At 72.0% G+C, this 13,485-nt stretch carries 18 protein-coding genes; 8 read left to right on the top strand and 10 right to left on the bottom strand.

The window, feature by feature from the left end; genetic code table 11:
* Positions 1-27: 27 nt before the first annotated feature.
* The 5 genes from FHU34_RS00090 to FHU34_RS00070 all read right to left on the bottom strand — a co-directional run bounded on the left by FHU34_RS00090 (position 28) and on the right by FHU34_RS00070 (position 3,370).
* Positions 28-720 carry an ABC transporter permease gene (locus FHU34_RS00090; protein WP_145778109.1) on the bottom strand — a complete coding sequence of 231 codons (693 nt, stop codon included), beginning with the start codon at positions 718-720 and terminating at the stop codon, positions 28-30.
* The gene (locus FHU34_RS00085; protein ID WP_145778108.1) at positions 717-1,562 is read right to left on the bottom strand and encodes an ATP-binding cassette domain-containing protein; all 846 of its coding nucleotides are present in this window, start codon (positions 1,560-1,562) and stop codon (positions 717-719) included. The genes FHU34_RS00090 and FHU34_RS00085 overlap by 4 nt, the downstream gene beginning before the upstream one ends.
* Positions 1,559-1,897, bottom strand: a complete 339-nt coding sequence (locus FHU34_RS00080; protein ID WP_145778107.1) for a PadR family transcriptional regulator — start codon at positions 1,895-1,897, stop codon at positions 1,559-1,561. Before FHU34_RS00080 ends, FHU34_RS00085 begins: the two co-directional genes overlap by 4 nt.
* Before the next feature lie 101 nt (positions 1,898-1,998).
* The gene (locus tag FHU34_RS00075) at positions 1,999-2,718 is read right to left on the bottom strand and encodes a PP2C family protein-serine/threonine phosphatase (RefSeq protein ID WP_145778106.1); all 720 of its coding nucleotides are present in this window, start codon (positions 2,716-2,718) and stop codon (positions 1,999-2,001) included.
* A gap of 91 nt (positions 2,719-2,809) precedes the next feature.
* Positions 2,810-3,370: an XRE family transcriptional regulator gene (locus tag FHU34_RS00070; protein WP_244311509.1), complete on the bottom strand. Its 561-nt coding sequence runs from the start codon at positions 3,368-3,370 to the stop codon at positions 2,810-2,812.
* Positions 3,371-3,425: 55 nt separating this feature from the next.
* Here FHU34_RS00070 and FHU34_RS00065 point away from each other — a divergent pair, with 55 nt between their 5' ends.
* Positions 3,426-4,706: a benzoate/H(+) symporter BenE family transporter gene (locus FHU34_RS00065; RefSeq protein ID WP_145778105.1), complete on the top strand. Its 1,281-nt coding sequence runs from the start codon at positions 3,426-3,428 to the stop codon at positions 4,704-4,706.
* Here the strand turns inward: FHU34_RS00065 and FHU34_RS00060 are convergent.
* From FHU34_RS00060 to FHU34_RS00045, 4 genes are all read right to left on the bottom strand, one after another.
* The gene (locus FHU34_RS00060) at positions 4,619-4,990 is read right to left on the bottom strand and encodes a hypothetical protein (RefSeq protein ID WP_145778104.1); all 372 of its coding nucleotides are present in this window, start codon (positions 4,988-4,990) and stop codon (positions 4,619-4,621) included. The two genes, FHU34_RS00065 and FHU34_RS00060, sit on opposite strands and share 88 nt — an antisense overlap.
* Positions 4,991-5,205: 215 nt before the next feature.
* Positions 5,206-5,457 (bottom strand): hypothetical protein, encoded by a 252-nt coding sequence (locus FHU34_RS00055; RefSeq protein WP_088951051.1) that lies wholly within the window; start codon positions 5,455-5,457, stop codon positions 5,206-5,208.
* A gap of 81 nt (positions 5,458-5,538) precedes the next feature.
* On the bottom strand, positions 5,539-6,000 hold the full coding sequence (gene mscL, locus FHU34_RS00050) for a large conductance mechanosensitive channel protein MscL (RefSeq protein ID WP_145778103.1): 462 nt from the start codon (positions 5,998-6,000) through the stop codon (positions 5,539-5,541).
* Between the two features lie 39 nt (positions 6,001-6,039).
* A complete protein-coding gene (locus FHU34_RS00045; RefSeq protein WP_145785374.1) occupies positions 6,040-6,720 on the bottom strand; it encodes a FadR/GntR family transcriptional regulator in 681 nt (226 codons plus the stop codon).
* A gap of 110 nt (positions 6,721-6,830) precedes the next feature.
* On the opposite strand from FHU34_RS00045, the gene FHU34_RS00040 reads away from it, so the two are divergent.
* A complete protein-coding gene (locus FHU34_RS00040; protein ID WP_145778102.1) occupies positions 6,831-8,111 on the top strand; it encodes an MFS transporter in 1,281 nt (426 codons plus the stop codon).
* 13 nt (positions 8,112-8,124) lie between these two features.
* On the opposite strand, the gene FHU34_RS00035 is transcribed toward FHU34_RS00040, so the two are convergent.
* Complete coding sequence (locus FHU34_RS00035; RefSeq protein WP_145778101.1) at positions 8,125-8,481, bottom strand: STAS domain-containing protein; 357 nt, start codon at positions 8,479-8,481, stop codon at positions 8,125-8,127.
* Positions 8,482-8,644: 163 nt separating this feature from the next.
* On the opposite strand from FHU34_RS00035, the gene FHU34_RS00030 reads away from it, so the two are divergent.
* The 6 genes from FHU34_RS00030 to FHU34_RS00005 form a co-directional block, all read left to right on the top strand.
* Positions 8,645-9,505 (top strand): STAS domain-containing protein, encoded by an 861-nt coding sequence (locus tag FHU34_RS00030; protein WP_145778100.1) that lies wholly within the window; start codon positions 8,645-8,647, stop codon positions 9,503-9,505.
* On the top strand, positions 9,505-9,915 hold the full coding sequence (locus FHU34_RS00025) for an STAS domain-containing protein (RefSeq protein ID WP_088986824.1): 411 nt from the start codon (positions 9,505-9,507) through the stop codon (positions 9,913-9,915). Before FHU34_RS00030 ends, FHU34_RS00025 begins: the two co-directional genes overlap by 1 nt.
* Entirely contained in the window at positions 9,912-10,331 is a 420-nt protein-coding gene (locus FHU34_RS00020) for an anti-sigma regulatory factor (protein ID WP_145778099.1), read from the top strand. Before FHU34_RS00025 ends, FHU34_RS00020 begins: the two co-directional genes overlap by 4 nt.
* Positions 10,319-11,341, top strand: a complete 1,023-nt coding sequence (locus FHU34_RS00015; RefSeq protein ID WP_425280506.1) for a SpoIIE family protein phosphatase — start codon at positions 10,319-10,321, stop codon at positions 11,339-11,341. The genes FHU34_RS00020 and FHU34_RS00015 overlap by 13 nt, the downstream gene beginning before the upstream one ends.
* Complete coding sequence (locus FHU34_RS00010) at positions 11,338-12,699, top strand: sensor histidine kinase (protein WP_145778098.1); 1,362 nt, start codon at positions 11,338-11,340, stop codon at positions 12,697-12,699. Before FHU34_RS00015 ends, FHU34_RS00010 begins: the two co-directional genes overlap by 4 nt.
* A gap of 13 nt (positions 12,700-12,712) precedes the next feature.
* Positions 12,713-13,485 (top strand): response regulator transcription factor (locus tag FHU34_RS00005; RefSeq protein WP_208745109.1); only part of this gene is annotated, 773 nt, incomplete at its 3' end.

Genomic DNA, 13,485 nt, shown 5'->3' with positions numbered 1-13,485 from the left:
CGGTGCCCGGCGTCGACAGCGTGCCGGTCAGCCGACCGGCAGATGCCGCAGGTGCCGGCGGCGACGCAGACGGATGCTGGCCACGGCCGCCACGCCGACGACCAACAGGGCGGTGACGACGAGCCCGTGCAGCACCCCACGGGAGAGGTAGCCCTGGTCGGTGTGGTCGACCGCCCAGGTGGCGATCTCCCGGGTCGACCAGAACGGCGTCAGCTTCGCCCCGGACCCGGCGGGGTCGATCAACATCTGCACCGTGACCACGGTGAGCAGCAGCAGGGTGCCCTCCATCTCCCGGGGCAGCAACGTGCCGATCAGCATCCCGAACGGCGCCGCCACCGCGACGGAACAGAGCAGCGCGGCGGCCAGGCCGCCGTACCGCAGCTCCGCGCCGTCGATCATCGGCAGCAGGAAGAACGGCACGGAGATGATCAGCCCCACCGTCCACAGACCGAGCACCCGACCGAGGTAGAGGTGATGTGGACGGTAGCCGGCCAGCCGCAGCCTCGGCTCCAACTCACGAGCCGCGGTCGTGGCGAACAGCGCGGCGGTGCTCACCGCCCAGCCCACGCCGAGGAGCAGCGACCGGACCGACTGCCCGAGGTAGGCGTCCCGCCGGATCAGGTAGAAGGTCAACGGCATCAACAACAACAGCAGGAGTACGCCCCGACGCCGCAGCAACTCCCGCACCGTCATCTCGGCGACGGTGACGAGCCGGTTCACTGGTGACCTCCCTGGATGCCGGGCGCGTGCCACTCGGCCTCTCGGGCCGGGGTCAGGTCGAGCACGATGTCCACCCGGTCGAGTTGGTTGAGCAGGTGGGTCACCACGACGATCGCCGTGCCGGCGTCGCGCAACCTGCTGAGCTGGTCCCAGAAGTTGACGTAGGTGCCCTGGTCGAAGCCCTGGTACGGCTCGTCGAGCAGCAGGACGTCGGGGGTGCTGAGCGTGGACATGGTCAGGTTGAGCTTCTGCCGGGTGCCGCCGGACAGGTGGCGGGCCTGCACGTCCCCGCCCGCCTCCCACCCGAGCTGACGTGCCGCCGCCCGACCGGCCCGGCGGGCCGGACCCCGAGCCACGCCCTGGCCGGCTCCGACCAGCACGAAGTGCTCGTCGGCGAGCAGGAAGTCGGCGGTGCCGCCGGACTGCGGGCAGTAGCCGAGCCGCCCCGAAACTGTCACCTCACCGGCGTCCGGGGACATCAGCCCGGCGCAGATCCGCAGGAAGGTGCTCTTGCCGCAGCCGTTCGCGCCGATGACGGCGGCGATCTGTCCCGCCCGGACGGTCAGCGTGGCGTCCCGCAGAACTGTTCGTCGCCCGTACCGCTTGGTGATGCCCGCCGCGTGCAGCCGGACCGGTCCGGGGCGTGGTCCGGGGGCGGTGCCGATGCTCTCCACGACCGCGCCCGCGTACTGCTGGGGTGGACCGAAGACGACCCAGGGATCACCGCCCCCGTCACGTAGGTGTGTGGCGGCCTCAGCGACCACGTGTCGGGCGGCGTCCGGCGCCACCCGGCGCTGGTGCAACTCGGCTGTGAGCGTCCGCAGCCAATCGTCGGCGTTCACCGGGTGACCCCCTTCGTGACGATGTCGTTCACCGGCTGGACGAAGGCGAGCCAGGCGCTGCCGCCCGCGCGGAGCGCCGCGTACCCGTCGTCGGTGAGCCGGTAGTACTTGCGGGCCGGCCCGGCGCTGCCCTCCCGCCACTGCGCGGTGACCAGGCCGGTTTTCTGCAGGCGCAGCAGCACGGGGTAGAGCGTGCCGCCCTGGATGGGCCCCACACCTGAGGCGTCGAGGGCCTGGGCGAGCTGGTAGCCGTAGGACTCGCGGTCGGCCAGCAGGGCCAGCACGCAGATGTCGAGCACCCCACGCAGCCACTGCCCGCGCCGGTCGGAATCCACGCGTCGGACAGTAGCGGTGCAAGCTAGATGGCACAACTACCTACTTGGGCGGCCGGACCCGATCCGGTGGGTTCCATGAATCGCGGAGTGCGTCCTACTGGTCAGCGGGCGACGACGTCGGAGACCACGACTGTCACGTTGTCCGGAGCGCCGGCGTGGTGGGCCAGCTTCACCAACTGCTCACCGCACTGCTGGCGGTCGGCGTACATGCCCAGCGCCGCCGCGATGGCGTCGTCCTCGACATAGTCGGAGAGCCCGTCGCTGCACAGCAGCAGCCGGTCACCGGACATCACGGTGAGCACCCCGATCGCCGGTGGGGTGTCGGCACCCTGCACGGCCCGGGTCACCAGCGACCGCTGCGGATGGTGACGGGCCTGGTCGGGGGAGAGCGTGCCCTGGTCGACGAGCGCCTGCACGAACGTGTCGTCCCGGGTGAGCTGGGTCAGCTCCCCGTCGCGCAGCAGGTAGCACCGGGAGTCGCCGACCTGGGCCAGCACCAGCGTCTCCCCGGCCAACAGCGCCGCGGTGAGCGTCGTGCCCATCCCCTCCCGGGTCGGATCGACGGTGATGGCGGCGTGGATGCGCTGGTTGGCGGTGCTGACCACGGCGCGCAGGGCGTCGGCGGCGCCGTCGGGGTCGGTGGGCGGGGCCAGCTCGTCCAGGATCCGGATCACGATCTCGCTCGCTACCTCGCCCGCGGGCAGCCCACCCATGCCGTCGGCGACGGCGATCAGGCGGTCACCGGCGAGGGCGGAGTCCTCGTTGTTGGTGCGAACCAAGCCGATGTCGTTGAGGATGGCCGAGCGGAGGATCAGCGTCATGGGGTCAAGCTTGCCAAGAAGACCCTGCCTTCGTCTCTACGCACTACTGCGTGGGGCGAAAATGATTGAGATATAGGCCGTCGGACCGGTCTCAGTGACGCGGGTAGCGCAGCAGCAGGCTGGCGGCGACCTCCTCGTCACCCACCGCCGCGTACGTGTGCGGCACGTCGGACACCCAGCGGAGGTGGCCGCCGGCCGCGGCGGTCAGCGGTGCGTCGGCCGGCCCGGCGCGCAGCACTCCGGCGAAGACGGTGATGTGCTCGGTCACTCCTGGTTGGTGGGCGGGAGAGGTCTGCACGACGCCCGGCGCGACGCGCATCCGGTACAGCTCGTAGGTCGCGTCGGTGTCGGTGAACACCTCCAGCAGGGTGGCGGTGACGGCGGTGCCGTGCACGATCGGCTCGGCCGCCGGTTCGGCCAGCAGGGCGGTGAACGGCACGCCGAGCTGCGCGGTGACGGCCCAGAGCGTCTCCAGGGTGGGGTTGCGGGTGCCGTGTTCCAGGCCGGAGAGGGTGGCCTTTCCGACGCCGGCGAGCCGGGCGAGTGTGGACAGCGAGATGCCCCGCTCCTCGCGTAGGGCGCGGACCCGGCGGCCGACGACGACGGGATCCACGTCGAGGCCCGGGCGGCGGGCTGGTGGTGGCTGCGGCACCCGACTATGGTGCTACACGCTGTCGTTCCGTAAACGGAACAGTCGGGGGAGTCGGATGGCCGGACGTGTGCAACCACTGCTGGCGGGTGTGGTGACCGCGCTGGTCGGCTTCGCCAGCTCGTTCACCGTCGTGCTGGCCGGACTCCGCGCGGCCGGCGCGTCGGACGCGCAGGCCGCCTCCGGGTTGCTCGCCCTCTGCGTGGCGTGCGGGCTCGCCGCCGCGTGGCTGGGCTGGCGGCACCGGATACCGATGAGCGTCGCCTGGTCCACACCGGGCGCGGCGCTGCTGGTCGCGACCGGACCACCCCCGGGCGGATGGCCGGTCGCGGTGGGTGCCTTCCTCGTCTCCGGGGCGCTGATCGTCGCGGCCGGGCTGTTCCCGCCACTCGGCCGCGCGGTGGCCGCCATTCCCAAGCCGGTGGCCGGCGCGATGCTCGCCGGGGTCCTGCTGCCACTGTGTACGGCCCCGGTCCACGCACTGGTCGAGCTGCCCCTGGTGGCCGGCCCGGTGGTGGTGGCCTGGCTGCTGCTGCACCGGTTCGCCCGCCGTTGGGCGGTGCCCGGCGCGCTGGTGGTCGCGGTGGCGGCGATCGCGTTGACCGCGCCGCCGGCCGGCCTGACCGGTGCCGCGCTGGTCCCGTCGGTCACGCTGACCATGCCGGCCTGGAACGCGTCCGCGCTGGTCGGGCTGGCCCTTCCGCTGTTCCTGGTCACCATGGCCGCGCAGAACGTACCCGGCATGGCGGTGCTGGTCGGCTACGGCTACCGGCCGCCGTTCGGCGCCGCCCTGCGGGCCACCGGCCTGGCCAGCCTGCTCGCCGCCCCGGCCGGCGGGCACGCCGTGAACCTGGCGGCGATCACCGCCGCGCTCGCCGCCAGTCCCGACGCGCACCCGGACCCGGAGCGCCGATGGGTCGCCTCGGTCACCGCGGGCCTCGGGCTGGCTCTGCTCGGGTTGGGTGCCGGAGCGGCCACCGCGCTGGTCTCGGTCGCCCCACCGATCCTCATCGAGGCCGTGGCCGGGCTGGCCCTACTGGGCGCCCTCGCGACCGCGCTCGCCTCGGCGGTGGCCGACCCGGCGACCCGGGAGGCAGCGGTGGTCACCTTCGTGGTGACCGCCTCCGGGGTGACGCTGATCGGCGTGGGCGGCGCGTTCTGGGGTCTGGTCGCCGGCTGCCTGATGCTGCTGCTCTTCCACCGCCGCAGCCCACCCACCGTGCCGCCGGCCGACGGGCCGGGGCCGTCGGATCACTCCTCGGGGGGTAGGTCGGCCACGCCGACGGCCAGGAGGACCCGGCCGTCGGCCACCGAGCCGATCCGGTCGGCCGGTACGTAGACCGCGCCGGTGCGGGTCAACTCCGTCGACACCTTCAGGTAGCCGCTGTGCAGCAGCCGCGCGGCCAGGTCGGCCGGGACGTCCGGCTCCTCGACCGCTGTCGCCTCGATCAGCTCGTCCAGGCTGCTGCCCGGGTCGGCGGTCGAGGTCTGGACGGTCACCGCGTTCGGGTCGCCCCGCTGGACGAGGTCCACGGTTCCGACCTCGGTGCCGGTTGAGTCGATCACCGGCATCCCGGTGGTGATCCGCGAAATGGTCGCCTGCTGCTCGTCCTGCTGGTCCATCCCACCGCGGTTCCCGGGGCGGTGCGCCGCTAAACGCCGCCGCAGCCGGCCGGCGGGTGGCGGCAGCGGCGCGCGGCGACATCCGGAGAGCGTGATGCCTGTGTGGCATCAAGATGCCACAGCGGCATCACCGCTGAGAGCGGTACCGCCTCCGGGTCTGAAGCGGCGACGGCCAGCGGCGGAGTCCGCCGCCCATCGGGATCACCCTGAGTTGGTCAGCTGTTCGGGAGGGTCCAGCTGCCCGGTGGGCGGGGGGACAGCTCCCGCCAGGTGTCCGGGCCGTCGAGGAGGGCCCGGACGGTGTCCTCGGCCTCGTCCGCACTGCCGTACTCGTAGAACCGGGAGATGCCCTCGGCTCCGCCGGCGCGCTGCTCGACGTGCCACCGGTCGGCGTCCACCCGCAGGAAGACGTCCCGCCGGGCCAGCCGCCCCCACTTCCCGTTCCACCAGTGCTTCCGCTGCTCCATGGCGGGACTCTATCGAACACACGTACGAGAAGATGCGGCCCCTGCGGGATTCCCGCAGGGGCCGATGTGCATCCGGTCGAATCAGCGCTGCGTCGGCGGTTCCGTCCGGCGGCCCAGCGCGTCGTCCAGCGCCCCACGCTGCTGGCCCGGGGTGGTGTGGCCGGCGGAGACCAGCGCGTCGCGGATCTCGGTGAGCAGCTTGACCTCCTCGCTCGGCGCCGCCGGCGGCGGCTCCTCGCCCCGCCGCCGCCGCTCGGCCAGCTTGTTCATCGGGTACACCACGAAGAAGTAGAGCACCGCAGCGGTGAGCAGGAACGTGATCAGGGCGTTGATGAACCCCGCCCAGTCCATGTAGTTGCCCTTGGTGATCTCCCACCGTCCGGCCGACAGGCCGGTGCCCCCACCGAGTGCCTTGATCAGTGGTTCGAGGAACGACTTGGTGAGCTGGGTGACGACGCCGGTGAACGCCGCACCGATCACGATGCCGACCGCCAGGTCGACGACGTTGCCGCGCATGATGAAGTCTTTGAAGCCCTTGAGCATCCGTACTCCCGAGGTGTCCGCTTTTCTGTCGGGGACAACCTATGCCCGTTCGGCGGGCTCCAGAAAAGCGCCGGCCTCGAGCGCGGCCCGGCCCGGGTCGCCAGCCCGGATCGCCTCGACCAGTCGGCTGTGGTCGACGTAGCGCTCCGGCGTGAGCGCGTCACCCATCGCCTGGGCGACGGTGCTGCGCAGGGCGCTGCCGACCGAGGCGTACAGCTCGGCGAGCATGGCGTTGTGCGCGGCGGCGACCACCACCGTGTGCAGCGTCGCGTCGGCCTCGACGAACGCGTCGACCCGGCCGTCGTGCCAGGCGGCCTCGCGCTCGGCGAGCGCGCCGTCGAGCGCCGCCAGATCCTCCGGTGTACGCCTCAGTGCGGCGAGACGGGCGGCCTCCACCTCGAAGGCACGGCGCACCTCGATCACCTCGGTCATCCGGTCGTCGCCGAGGCGGCGGGCCACCACCGGGGCCAGTTCGTCGGTGGAGACCACGTAGGTGCCGGAACCCTGCCGGCACTCCAGCACCCCGGCGTGCACCAGGGCGCGGACCGCCTCGCGGACCGTGTTGCGCCCGACGCCCAGCGCGGCGACCAGTTGCGGCTCGGTGGGGATGCGCCCGCCGACCGGCCACTCACCGCCGAGGATCCGGGCCCGGAGCTGCTCGATGGTCTGCCGGACACGGTGGCCGCGTGGCGGCACGGCGGGCTGGCCGCGTGGCGGCACGGCGGGCTGGCCGCGTGGCGGCACGGCGGGCGCGGAGGAGGAATCGACCGACGGTGGCACTGGTTACATCACCGGTCCCAAATTCATCCCATGATTGTAGGTTAGAGGTCATGACCCCGCCACCCACCGCCGCTCCGGCGCTGCCCGCCCCCGCCGCCGCCGTCGACACCCGCCCGGCCGGCGACCCCGGTGCGGTCCGGCGGACGCATCCGGCGACCGGTGGCGCGCTCGTGCTGGTCGGGATGCTGCTCGTCGCGGTCAACCTCCGTGCCGTGGTGACGAGCCTCGGCGCGCTGCTCGACGAGGTCCGCGACGGACTGGGCCTCTCCGGCGCCACCGCCGGTCTGGTCACGACCCTGCCGACCATCGCGTTCGCCGGTCTCGGCGCGCTCACCCCGTGGTTGGTACGCCGCGTGGCGCCGGCCCGGGTGCTGGTGGTCGCCATGTTCGCCCTCGCCGTCGGTCAGGTGCTCCGGGTCGTCACCGACTCGATCTGGATCTTCGTGCTCACCAGCGCGCTGGCGCTGTCCGGCATCGCGGTCGCCAACATCCTGCTGCCGATGCTCGTCAAGCAGCACTTTCCGCACCGCACCGGCCTGGTCACCGGGGCGTACACGATGGCGTTGACGGTGGGCACGACGGTGGCCGCCGCCACCGCGGTGCCGATCGCGCACGCCTTCGGGTCCTGGCGGGCCGGGCTCGGCATCTGGGCCGCGATGGCCGCGGTGGCCGTACTCCCGTGGGTGCCGCTGGCGCTGCGGACCCGGACCGGCGCGCGGCGGACGACCCCGACGGCGGTCGCCGCGCCGGCGCGGATCCGGCCGGCCCGCACCCGGCTCGGCTGGGCGATGGCCGTGTACTTCGGGGCGCAGTCGCTCAGCGGGTACGCGATCATGGGTTGGCTGGCCCAGTTGTTCCGCGACGCCGGCTACCAGCCGGAGTCCGCCGGGCTGCTGCTCGCCGGGGTGACCGCGCTCGGCGTGCCGATCGCGCTGCTGATGCCCACCCTGGCCGGTCGGCTGGGCAGTCTGCGGCCGCTGGTGCTGGGGCTGACCACCGCGTCGGCGCTGGCCTACCTGGGGTTGGCGCTGGCTCCGCACGGTGCCGCGCTGCTCTGGGTCGCCCTTCTGGCCATCGGTCAGGGCGCGTTCCCGATGATCCTGACCGCCATCGGGCTGCGCGCCCGCACCGCCGAGGGGACCGTCGCGCTCTCCGCGTTCGCGCAGAGCACCGGCTACGTGATCGCCGCCCTCGGTCCGCTGCTGGTCGGCATCCTCTACGAGGCCACCGGCGGTTGGACCGCCCCGATCGGGTTCCTGCTCGGCGCTCTCGCCGTGCAGACCACGGCGGGCATGGCTATCGCCCGTCCCCGCTACGTCGAGGACGAGTGAGGAACGGCAGCGGTCAGGAGGAGGCCGGCGTCGGCTCGCCGGCGACTGCCTCGTCCACCGTCGGGTAGGTGTGCAGCACCTCGACCAGCCCACTCACCTCGAGGATGCGCAGCACTCCGCGCTGCGGTGCGGCCAACCGGACCACGCCGCCGGCCTCGTCGCAGCTGTTCTTGGCGCGGACGAAGACCGACAGACCGGTCGAGTCGCAGAACGAGACGTCCGCCAGGTCGAACACCAGACGACTACGGCCCTTGTCGAGCAAGTCGGTGATCTGGTCCTGAAGCTGCGGTGCGGTGGCCATGTCGAGCTCGCCCGCGACCGACACGACGACCATGTCGCCGCGTTGTTCCGTGTGCACCGTCAAGGACATTCGCCAGACCTCCTGTTATCGGGGGAACGGTATCCCACGACGGGGGGCGAACGCAGAACGGGAGCCAGGATCCGGTGGCCATCGTCATTCCGTTGCTACGGGGCAAGTAGTTGATCAGGCCCCGGTGATAGAGTCCGCCCGGTCCAGGTCAAGGGGGTTCGAAATGGCGTTGAGCACCGAAGAAAGTGGTCGGCTCGCCGCGCTGCTCAGCGAGCAGAACGAACGGGTCACGACTCGGTGGACCGAGATCGTCACCAGTTCGTTGCGAGGCCGGCTGAGTCAGGCCGAGCTTCGCCGGCAGGTCCAGGACCTGCACCGCGCCATCGTCGCCACCGGCGAGCAGGGCAGCATCGATTTGTCCGCCGACCATGCCACCGAGCTGCGCGCCGCGCTCTCCGAACTGTCCCGTGGTCGGGCCCGGCAGGGTTTCTCCGCCACCGAGACCACGATCAGCGTGTTCGCGCTCAAGGACGTGCTGGCCGAGCTGGTGCAGGAGGCCGGCGGCACCAGCGCGCTGACCGACTTCGTCGCCTTCTCCAAGCTGGTCGACGACATGGGCCTCTACACCTTCGAGAGCTTCGTCCGCACCCGGGAGAGCCTGATCGCCGATCAGGCCGAGCAGCTGCTCGAACTCTCCACGCCGGTGGTCAAGCTCTGGGAGGGCGTGGTCGCCGTCCCGCTGGTCGGCACCCTGGACTCGGCCCGCGCCCAGGTCGTGATGGAGCGGCTGCTGCAGACCCTGGTCGACACCGGCTCCCCGTACGCGATCATCGACATCACCGGTGTCCCGGCGGTGGACACCCAGGTCGCCCAGCACATCCTGAAGACCGTGGTGGCGGCCCGGCTGATGGGCGCCGACTGCATCATCTCCGGCATCCGTCCGCAGATCGCGCAGACCATCGTGGCGCTCGGCATCGAGTTCGGCGACATCGCCACCAAGGCGAGCCTCGCCGACGCGCTGCGCCACGTGCTGCGGCTGACCGGGGTGGAGACGGCCCGCCGCCAACCGCGTCGGGGCATCTGATGGAACGCGTACCGATCCTCAAGATCGGCGATATCCTGCTCGTCTCCATCCAGGTGGACATGTCCGACCAGACGGCGGTCGCGCTCCAGGAGGACCTCGCCGAACGGATCGTGGACACCGGCTGCCACGGCGTCATCATCGACATCACCGCGCTGGACATCGTCGACTCCTTCGTCGGCCGGATGCTCTCCACCATCGCGTCGATCTCCAAGGTGCTCGACGCCGAGACGGTGGTGGTCGGAATGCGCCCCGCCGTGGCCATCACCCTCGTCGAACTGGGGCTGTCGCTGAACGGCATCCGTACCGCGCTGAACGTCGAGCGCGGCATGGAGCTCATCGCGGCGGCGCACGACGACGGGTTCGACGACGAGCTTGAGGACGAGCCGGACGCCGAGACGGCCACGCCGTGACCGCGGGCATCGACCTGGGCCACCCGCAGGCGCAGTCGGTCCGCAGCGATGAGGACGTGGTACGCGTCCGGCAGTTGGTCCGGTCCGTGGCGGTCGCCGTCAAGCTGTCCCTCGTCGACCAGACCAAGGTGGTCACCGCGGCGAGCGAACTGGCCCGTAACACCCTCGTGTACGGGGGCGGCGGCTCGGTCGAGGTGGCGACCGTGGACAACGGCCGGCGCAAGGGCATCCGGATCGTCTTCGCCGACTCCGGGCCCGGCATCGCCGACCTGGATCTGGCCCTGACCGACGGCTACACCACCGGCGGTGGCCTCGGCCTCGGCCTCAGCGGGTCCCGCCGCCTCGTCGACGAGTTCGAGATCGAGACCTCGGCGGAGACCGGCACGCGCATCACGGTCACCAAGTGGTCACGGTGAACGCCGAGGCGGTCACCGACAGTGGCATCTGGTTCCGGGTGGAGGCCAGCAGCGCGGCGAGCGCCGTCCGGCGGGCTGCCGAGCGCCTCGGTGCGCAGGTCGGGATCGGTGAGGTCCGTATCGCCGATCTGGCCATCGTCGCCGCCGAGCTGACCAGCAACCTGGTCAAGCACGCCGACGAAGGGGTGCTGCTGCTCCGGCCGGTGCGCAGGGCCGGGCAGGCCGGCGTGGAGTTGGTGGCGATCGACTCCGGGCCGGGGATGGCCGACCTGACCGTCTCGTCCCAGGACGGCCACTCCACCACCGGCACGCTCGGCATCGGTCTGGGCGCCATCGTGCGGCAGGCCAGTTGGTTCGACGGATTCTCGCTGCCCGGCCGGGGGACGGTGTTCGCCGTACAGGTCTGGCCGGCGGAGCCCGCGCGGCCGTCCTGGGCCGGCGCCCTGACCCGGCCGATCACCGGCGAGACGGTCAGCGGCGACGGGTACGCCGTCCGGGTCGCCGACGGGCGACACCAGGTACTGGTCAGCGACGGGCTGGGGCACGGCTCGTTGGCCGCCGCCGCAACCGACGCAGCGCTTGCCGCGTTCCGCAACGCCCCGGCCGGCCCACCGGCAGCGGTGGTCGCTCACCTGCACCGGAGCATGTCGCACACCCGAGGCGCCGCGCTCGCGGTCGCCGAACTCGCGCCGGAGGCAGGCGTGCTGCGCTACGCCGGCCTGGGCAACATCGCCGGTGTGATCGTCGAGGACGGCGGCCGCCGTCGCGGGCTGGTGTCGCTTCCCGGCATCGCCGGCCACCAACGGCCGACCATCCGGGAGTACGACTACCCGCTCGGTCCGGGCTCCCGCCTGGTGATGCACAGCGACGGGGTGGCCGACCGGTGGCGGTTGGAGGACTACCCGGGTCTGGCGGAGCGCTCTCCGCTCGTCGTGGCGGCAACCCTCCTGCGCGACGCGGGTGTGCGACGCGACGATGCCTGCGTGCTCGTGGCAAGGTCCTGGACATGACCGGCGAGCCGGCCGCACAGCCGCTGCTCCAGATGGCGCTGCGGGTCGAGCAGGACATCTTCGTGATCCGTCAGCGGGGCCGCGAGGTGGCCGCCGTGGTGGGCCTCGAACACCAGGACCAGGTTCGGATCGCCACCGCACTCAGCGAGGTGGCCCGGGACCTGCTGGGGATGTCCGGCGGCGCGGACGTCACCTTCCACATCGACGCGGGTGCCGACGGCCGACACCACCTGCGCGCCGACCTCGCCCCGGTGACCCCGTTGCCCGCCGGCCACTACCAACCGCAGTCCGGCGCGGTGTCCCGACTGGTTGACACGTTGGGCGTGGCGACCGTCGAGGGGGTTACGGTCGTGAGGATGTCCCGACGAGTCCCGGCCAACGCGCCGATCCCGACCCCGGAGCGGTTGGCCGAGTTCCGCAGCGAACTCGGCCGTATCGCCCCGGCCAGCGCGTTGGACGAGTTGACAGCGCAGAACGGGCAGCTCATCGCGGCGCTCGACGAGGTACGCAGCCAACGTGACGAGCTGGCCGTGCTCAACGAGGAACTGGCCGAGACCAACCGTGGTGTGCTGGCGCTCTACAACCAGCTCACCGAGGAGTTGGAGGAGACCAACCGAGGGGTCGTCGCCCTCTACGCCGAACTGGACGAGAAGTCGGCCCAACTGCGGGCGGCGAGTGAGTCGAAGAGCCGGTTCCTCGCCAACGTGAGCCACGAGCTGCGCGCCCCGGTCACCGCGATCATCGGGTTGGGGCGGCTGCTCACCGACTCCGCCTCCGACCCGCTCACCGACGAGCAGGGCCGCCAGGTCGACCTGATCCGCTCGTCGGCGGCCGACCTGCTCAATCTGGTCAACGAGCTGCTGGACCTGGCGAAGGCGGAGTCCGGCCGGATCGAGCTGGACCTCTCGGACGTCGACCTGCGCCCGGTCTTCGGTCAACTGCGCGGCACACTGCGCGCGCTGGCCACCCGTCCGGAGGTGGAGCTGGTCGTGGAGGAGCCCAGCGCACCGGCTCTGCTGCGCACCGACGAGGTGCTGCTCGGCCAGGTGCTGCGCAATCTGCTGCACAACGGGTTGAAGTTCACCGAGCGCGGCGAGGTGCGACTGCGCGCCCACCGGCAGGGCGACAGGTGGACGTTCGAAGTCAGCGACACCGGGCCGGGCATCGCCCCCGAGCTGCACGACCGGATCTTCGAGGAGTTCTACCAGGTGCCGGGCGCCACCCGGGTCGGCGGCACCGGCCTCGGCCTGCCGTACGCCCGGCGGTTGGTGACGCTGCTCGGCGGGACACTGCAGCTGACCAGCGAGCCGGGCCGGGGCAGCACATTCCACGTCTCCCTACCCGTTGGCGGAGCGTGACGGCGTGGACGGCATGCCGGCGACCGTCCTGGTGGTCGATGACAGTCGTACCAAGCGCTACCTGCTGGTCAGCTGGCTGACCCGGGCCGGGTTCACAGTGCTCGAGGCCGAGAACGGCGCCGAGGCGTTGGCCCGGGTCGAGGTGGACCGGATGGACCTCGTCGTCCTCGACGTCCGGCTGCCCGACCTCAGCGGCTACGAGGTCTGCGAACAGATCAAGGTCCGTCACCCGGCGATGCCGGTGATCCACGTGTCGGCGCACGCCGTGGACGTCGCCGACCGGGCCCAGGGACTGACCCGGGGCGCGGACGCGTACCTGACCGAGCCGATCGAGCCGGAAGAGTTGATCGCCACCACCCGGGCGGTCCTGCGTTACTACCAGGCCCGGCAACGCGCCGAACTGCTCGCCGAGCGACTGCTCGGCCTGGCCGACACGACAGTGGCGGTGCACGCCGCGCCGACCTTCGCACGCCTGCTGGAGGCCGCCGCCGAAGGCGCCGCACAGATCTTCAAGAGCCCGGCGGCAGTGATCGCCGAGACGTTCGACGGGGACTGTCTCGCGGGGATCTGCGCCGCCCCCGGCGAGGCCGCCACAGTGGTGCCGTGGGTGGTGGACGACACCGGAGTGCCGACCGGTGCCACCGTCCGGGTGGAGGCCCCGGCGGACTGGGCGCTGGTTGACTGGCCGGCGGGCGACACGGTGACTGTCGCCGCCGCGAAGCTGCGCGAGGACCGGGCCCCGCTGTACGTGGTGGTCCCGACCGCCACCCAGACCGCGCGAACCCC

It is taken from the genome of Micromonospora taraxaci, from assembly GCF_007830095.1.
GTDB classification, from domain to species: Bacteria; Actinomycetota; Actinomycetes; order Mycobacteriales; family Micromonosporaceae; genus Micromonospora; species Micromonospora taraxaci.
The sequence above is the reverse complement of the archived record's forward strand: the minus strand, read 5'-3'. Positions and strand labels throughout refer to the sequence as shown.

What these genes read in the sequence shown, in the direction of transcription:
- FHU34_RS00075 (WP_145778106.1), bottom strand. Translation starts at nt 2,718, where the DNA reads ATGACGCTGATCCTCCGCTCGGCCATCCTCAACGACATCGGCTTGGTT.
- FHU34_RS00065 (WP_145778105.1), top strand. Translation starts at nt 3,426, where the DNA reads ATGGCCGGACGTGTGCAACCACTGCTGGCGGGTGTGGTGACCGCGCTG.
- FHU34_RS00060 (WP_145778104.1), bottom strand. Translation starts at nt 4,990, where the DNA reads ATGGACCAGCAGGACGAGCAGCAGGCGACCATTTCGCGGATCACCACC.
- FHU34_RS00055 (WP_088951051.1), bottom strand. Translation starts at nt 5,457, where the DNA reads ATGGAGCAGCGGAAGCACTGGTGGAACGGGAAGTGGGGGCGGCTGGCC.
- mscL (WP_145778103.1), bottom strand. Translation starts at nt 6,000, where the DNA reads ATGCTCAAGGGCTTCAAAGACTTCATCATGCGCGGCAACGTCGTCGAC.
- FHU34_RS00040 (WP_145778102.1), top strand. Translation starts at nt 6,831, where the DNA reads ATGACCCCGCCACCCACCGCCGCTCCGGCGCTGCCCGCCCCCGCCGCC.
- FHU34_RS00035 (WP_145778101.1), bottom strand. Translation starts at nt 8,481, where the DNA reads ATGTCCTTGACGGTGCACACGGAACAACGCGGCGACATGGTCGTCGTG.
- FHU34_RS00030 (WP_145778100.1), top strand. Translation starts at nt 8,645, where the DNA reads ATGGCGTTGAGCACCGAAGAAAGTGGTCGGCTCGCCGCGCTGCTCAGC.
- FHU34_RS00025 (WP_088986824.1), top strand. Translation starts at nt 9,505, where the DNA reads ATGGAACGCGTACCGATCCTCAAGATCGGCGATATCCTGCTCGTCTCC.
- FHU34_RS00010 (WP_145778098.1), top strand. Translation starts at nt 11,338, where the DNA reads ATGACCGGCGAGCCGGCCGCACAGCCGCTGCTCCAGATGGCGCTGCGG.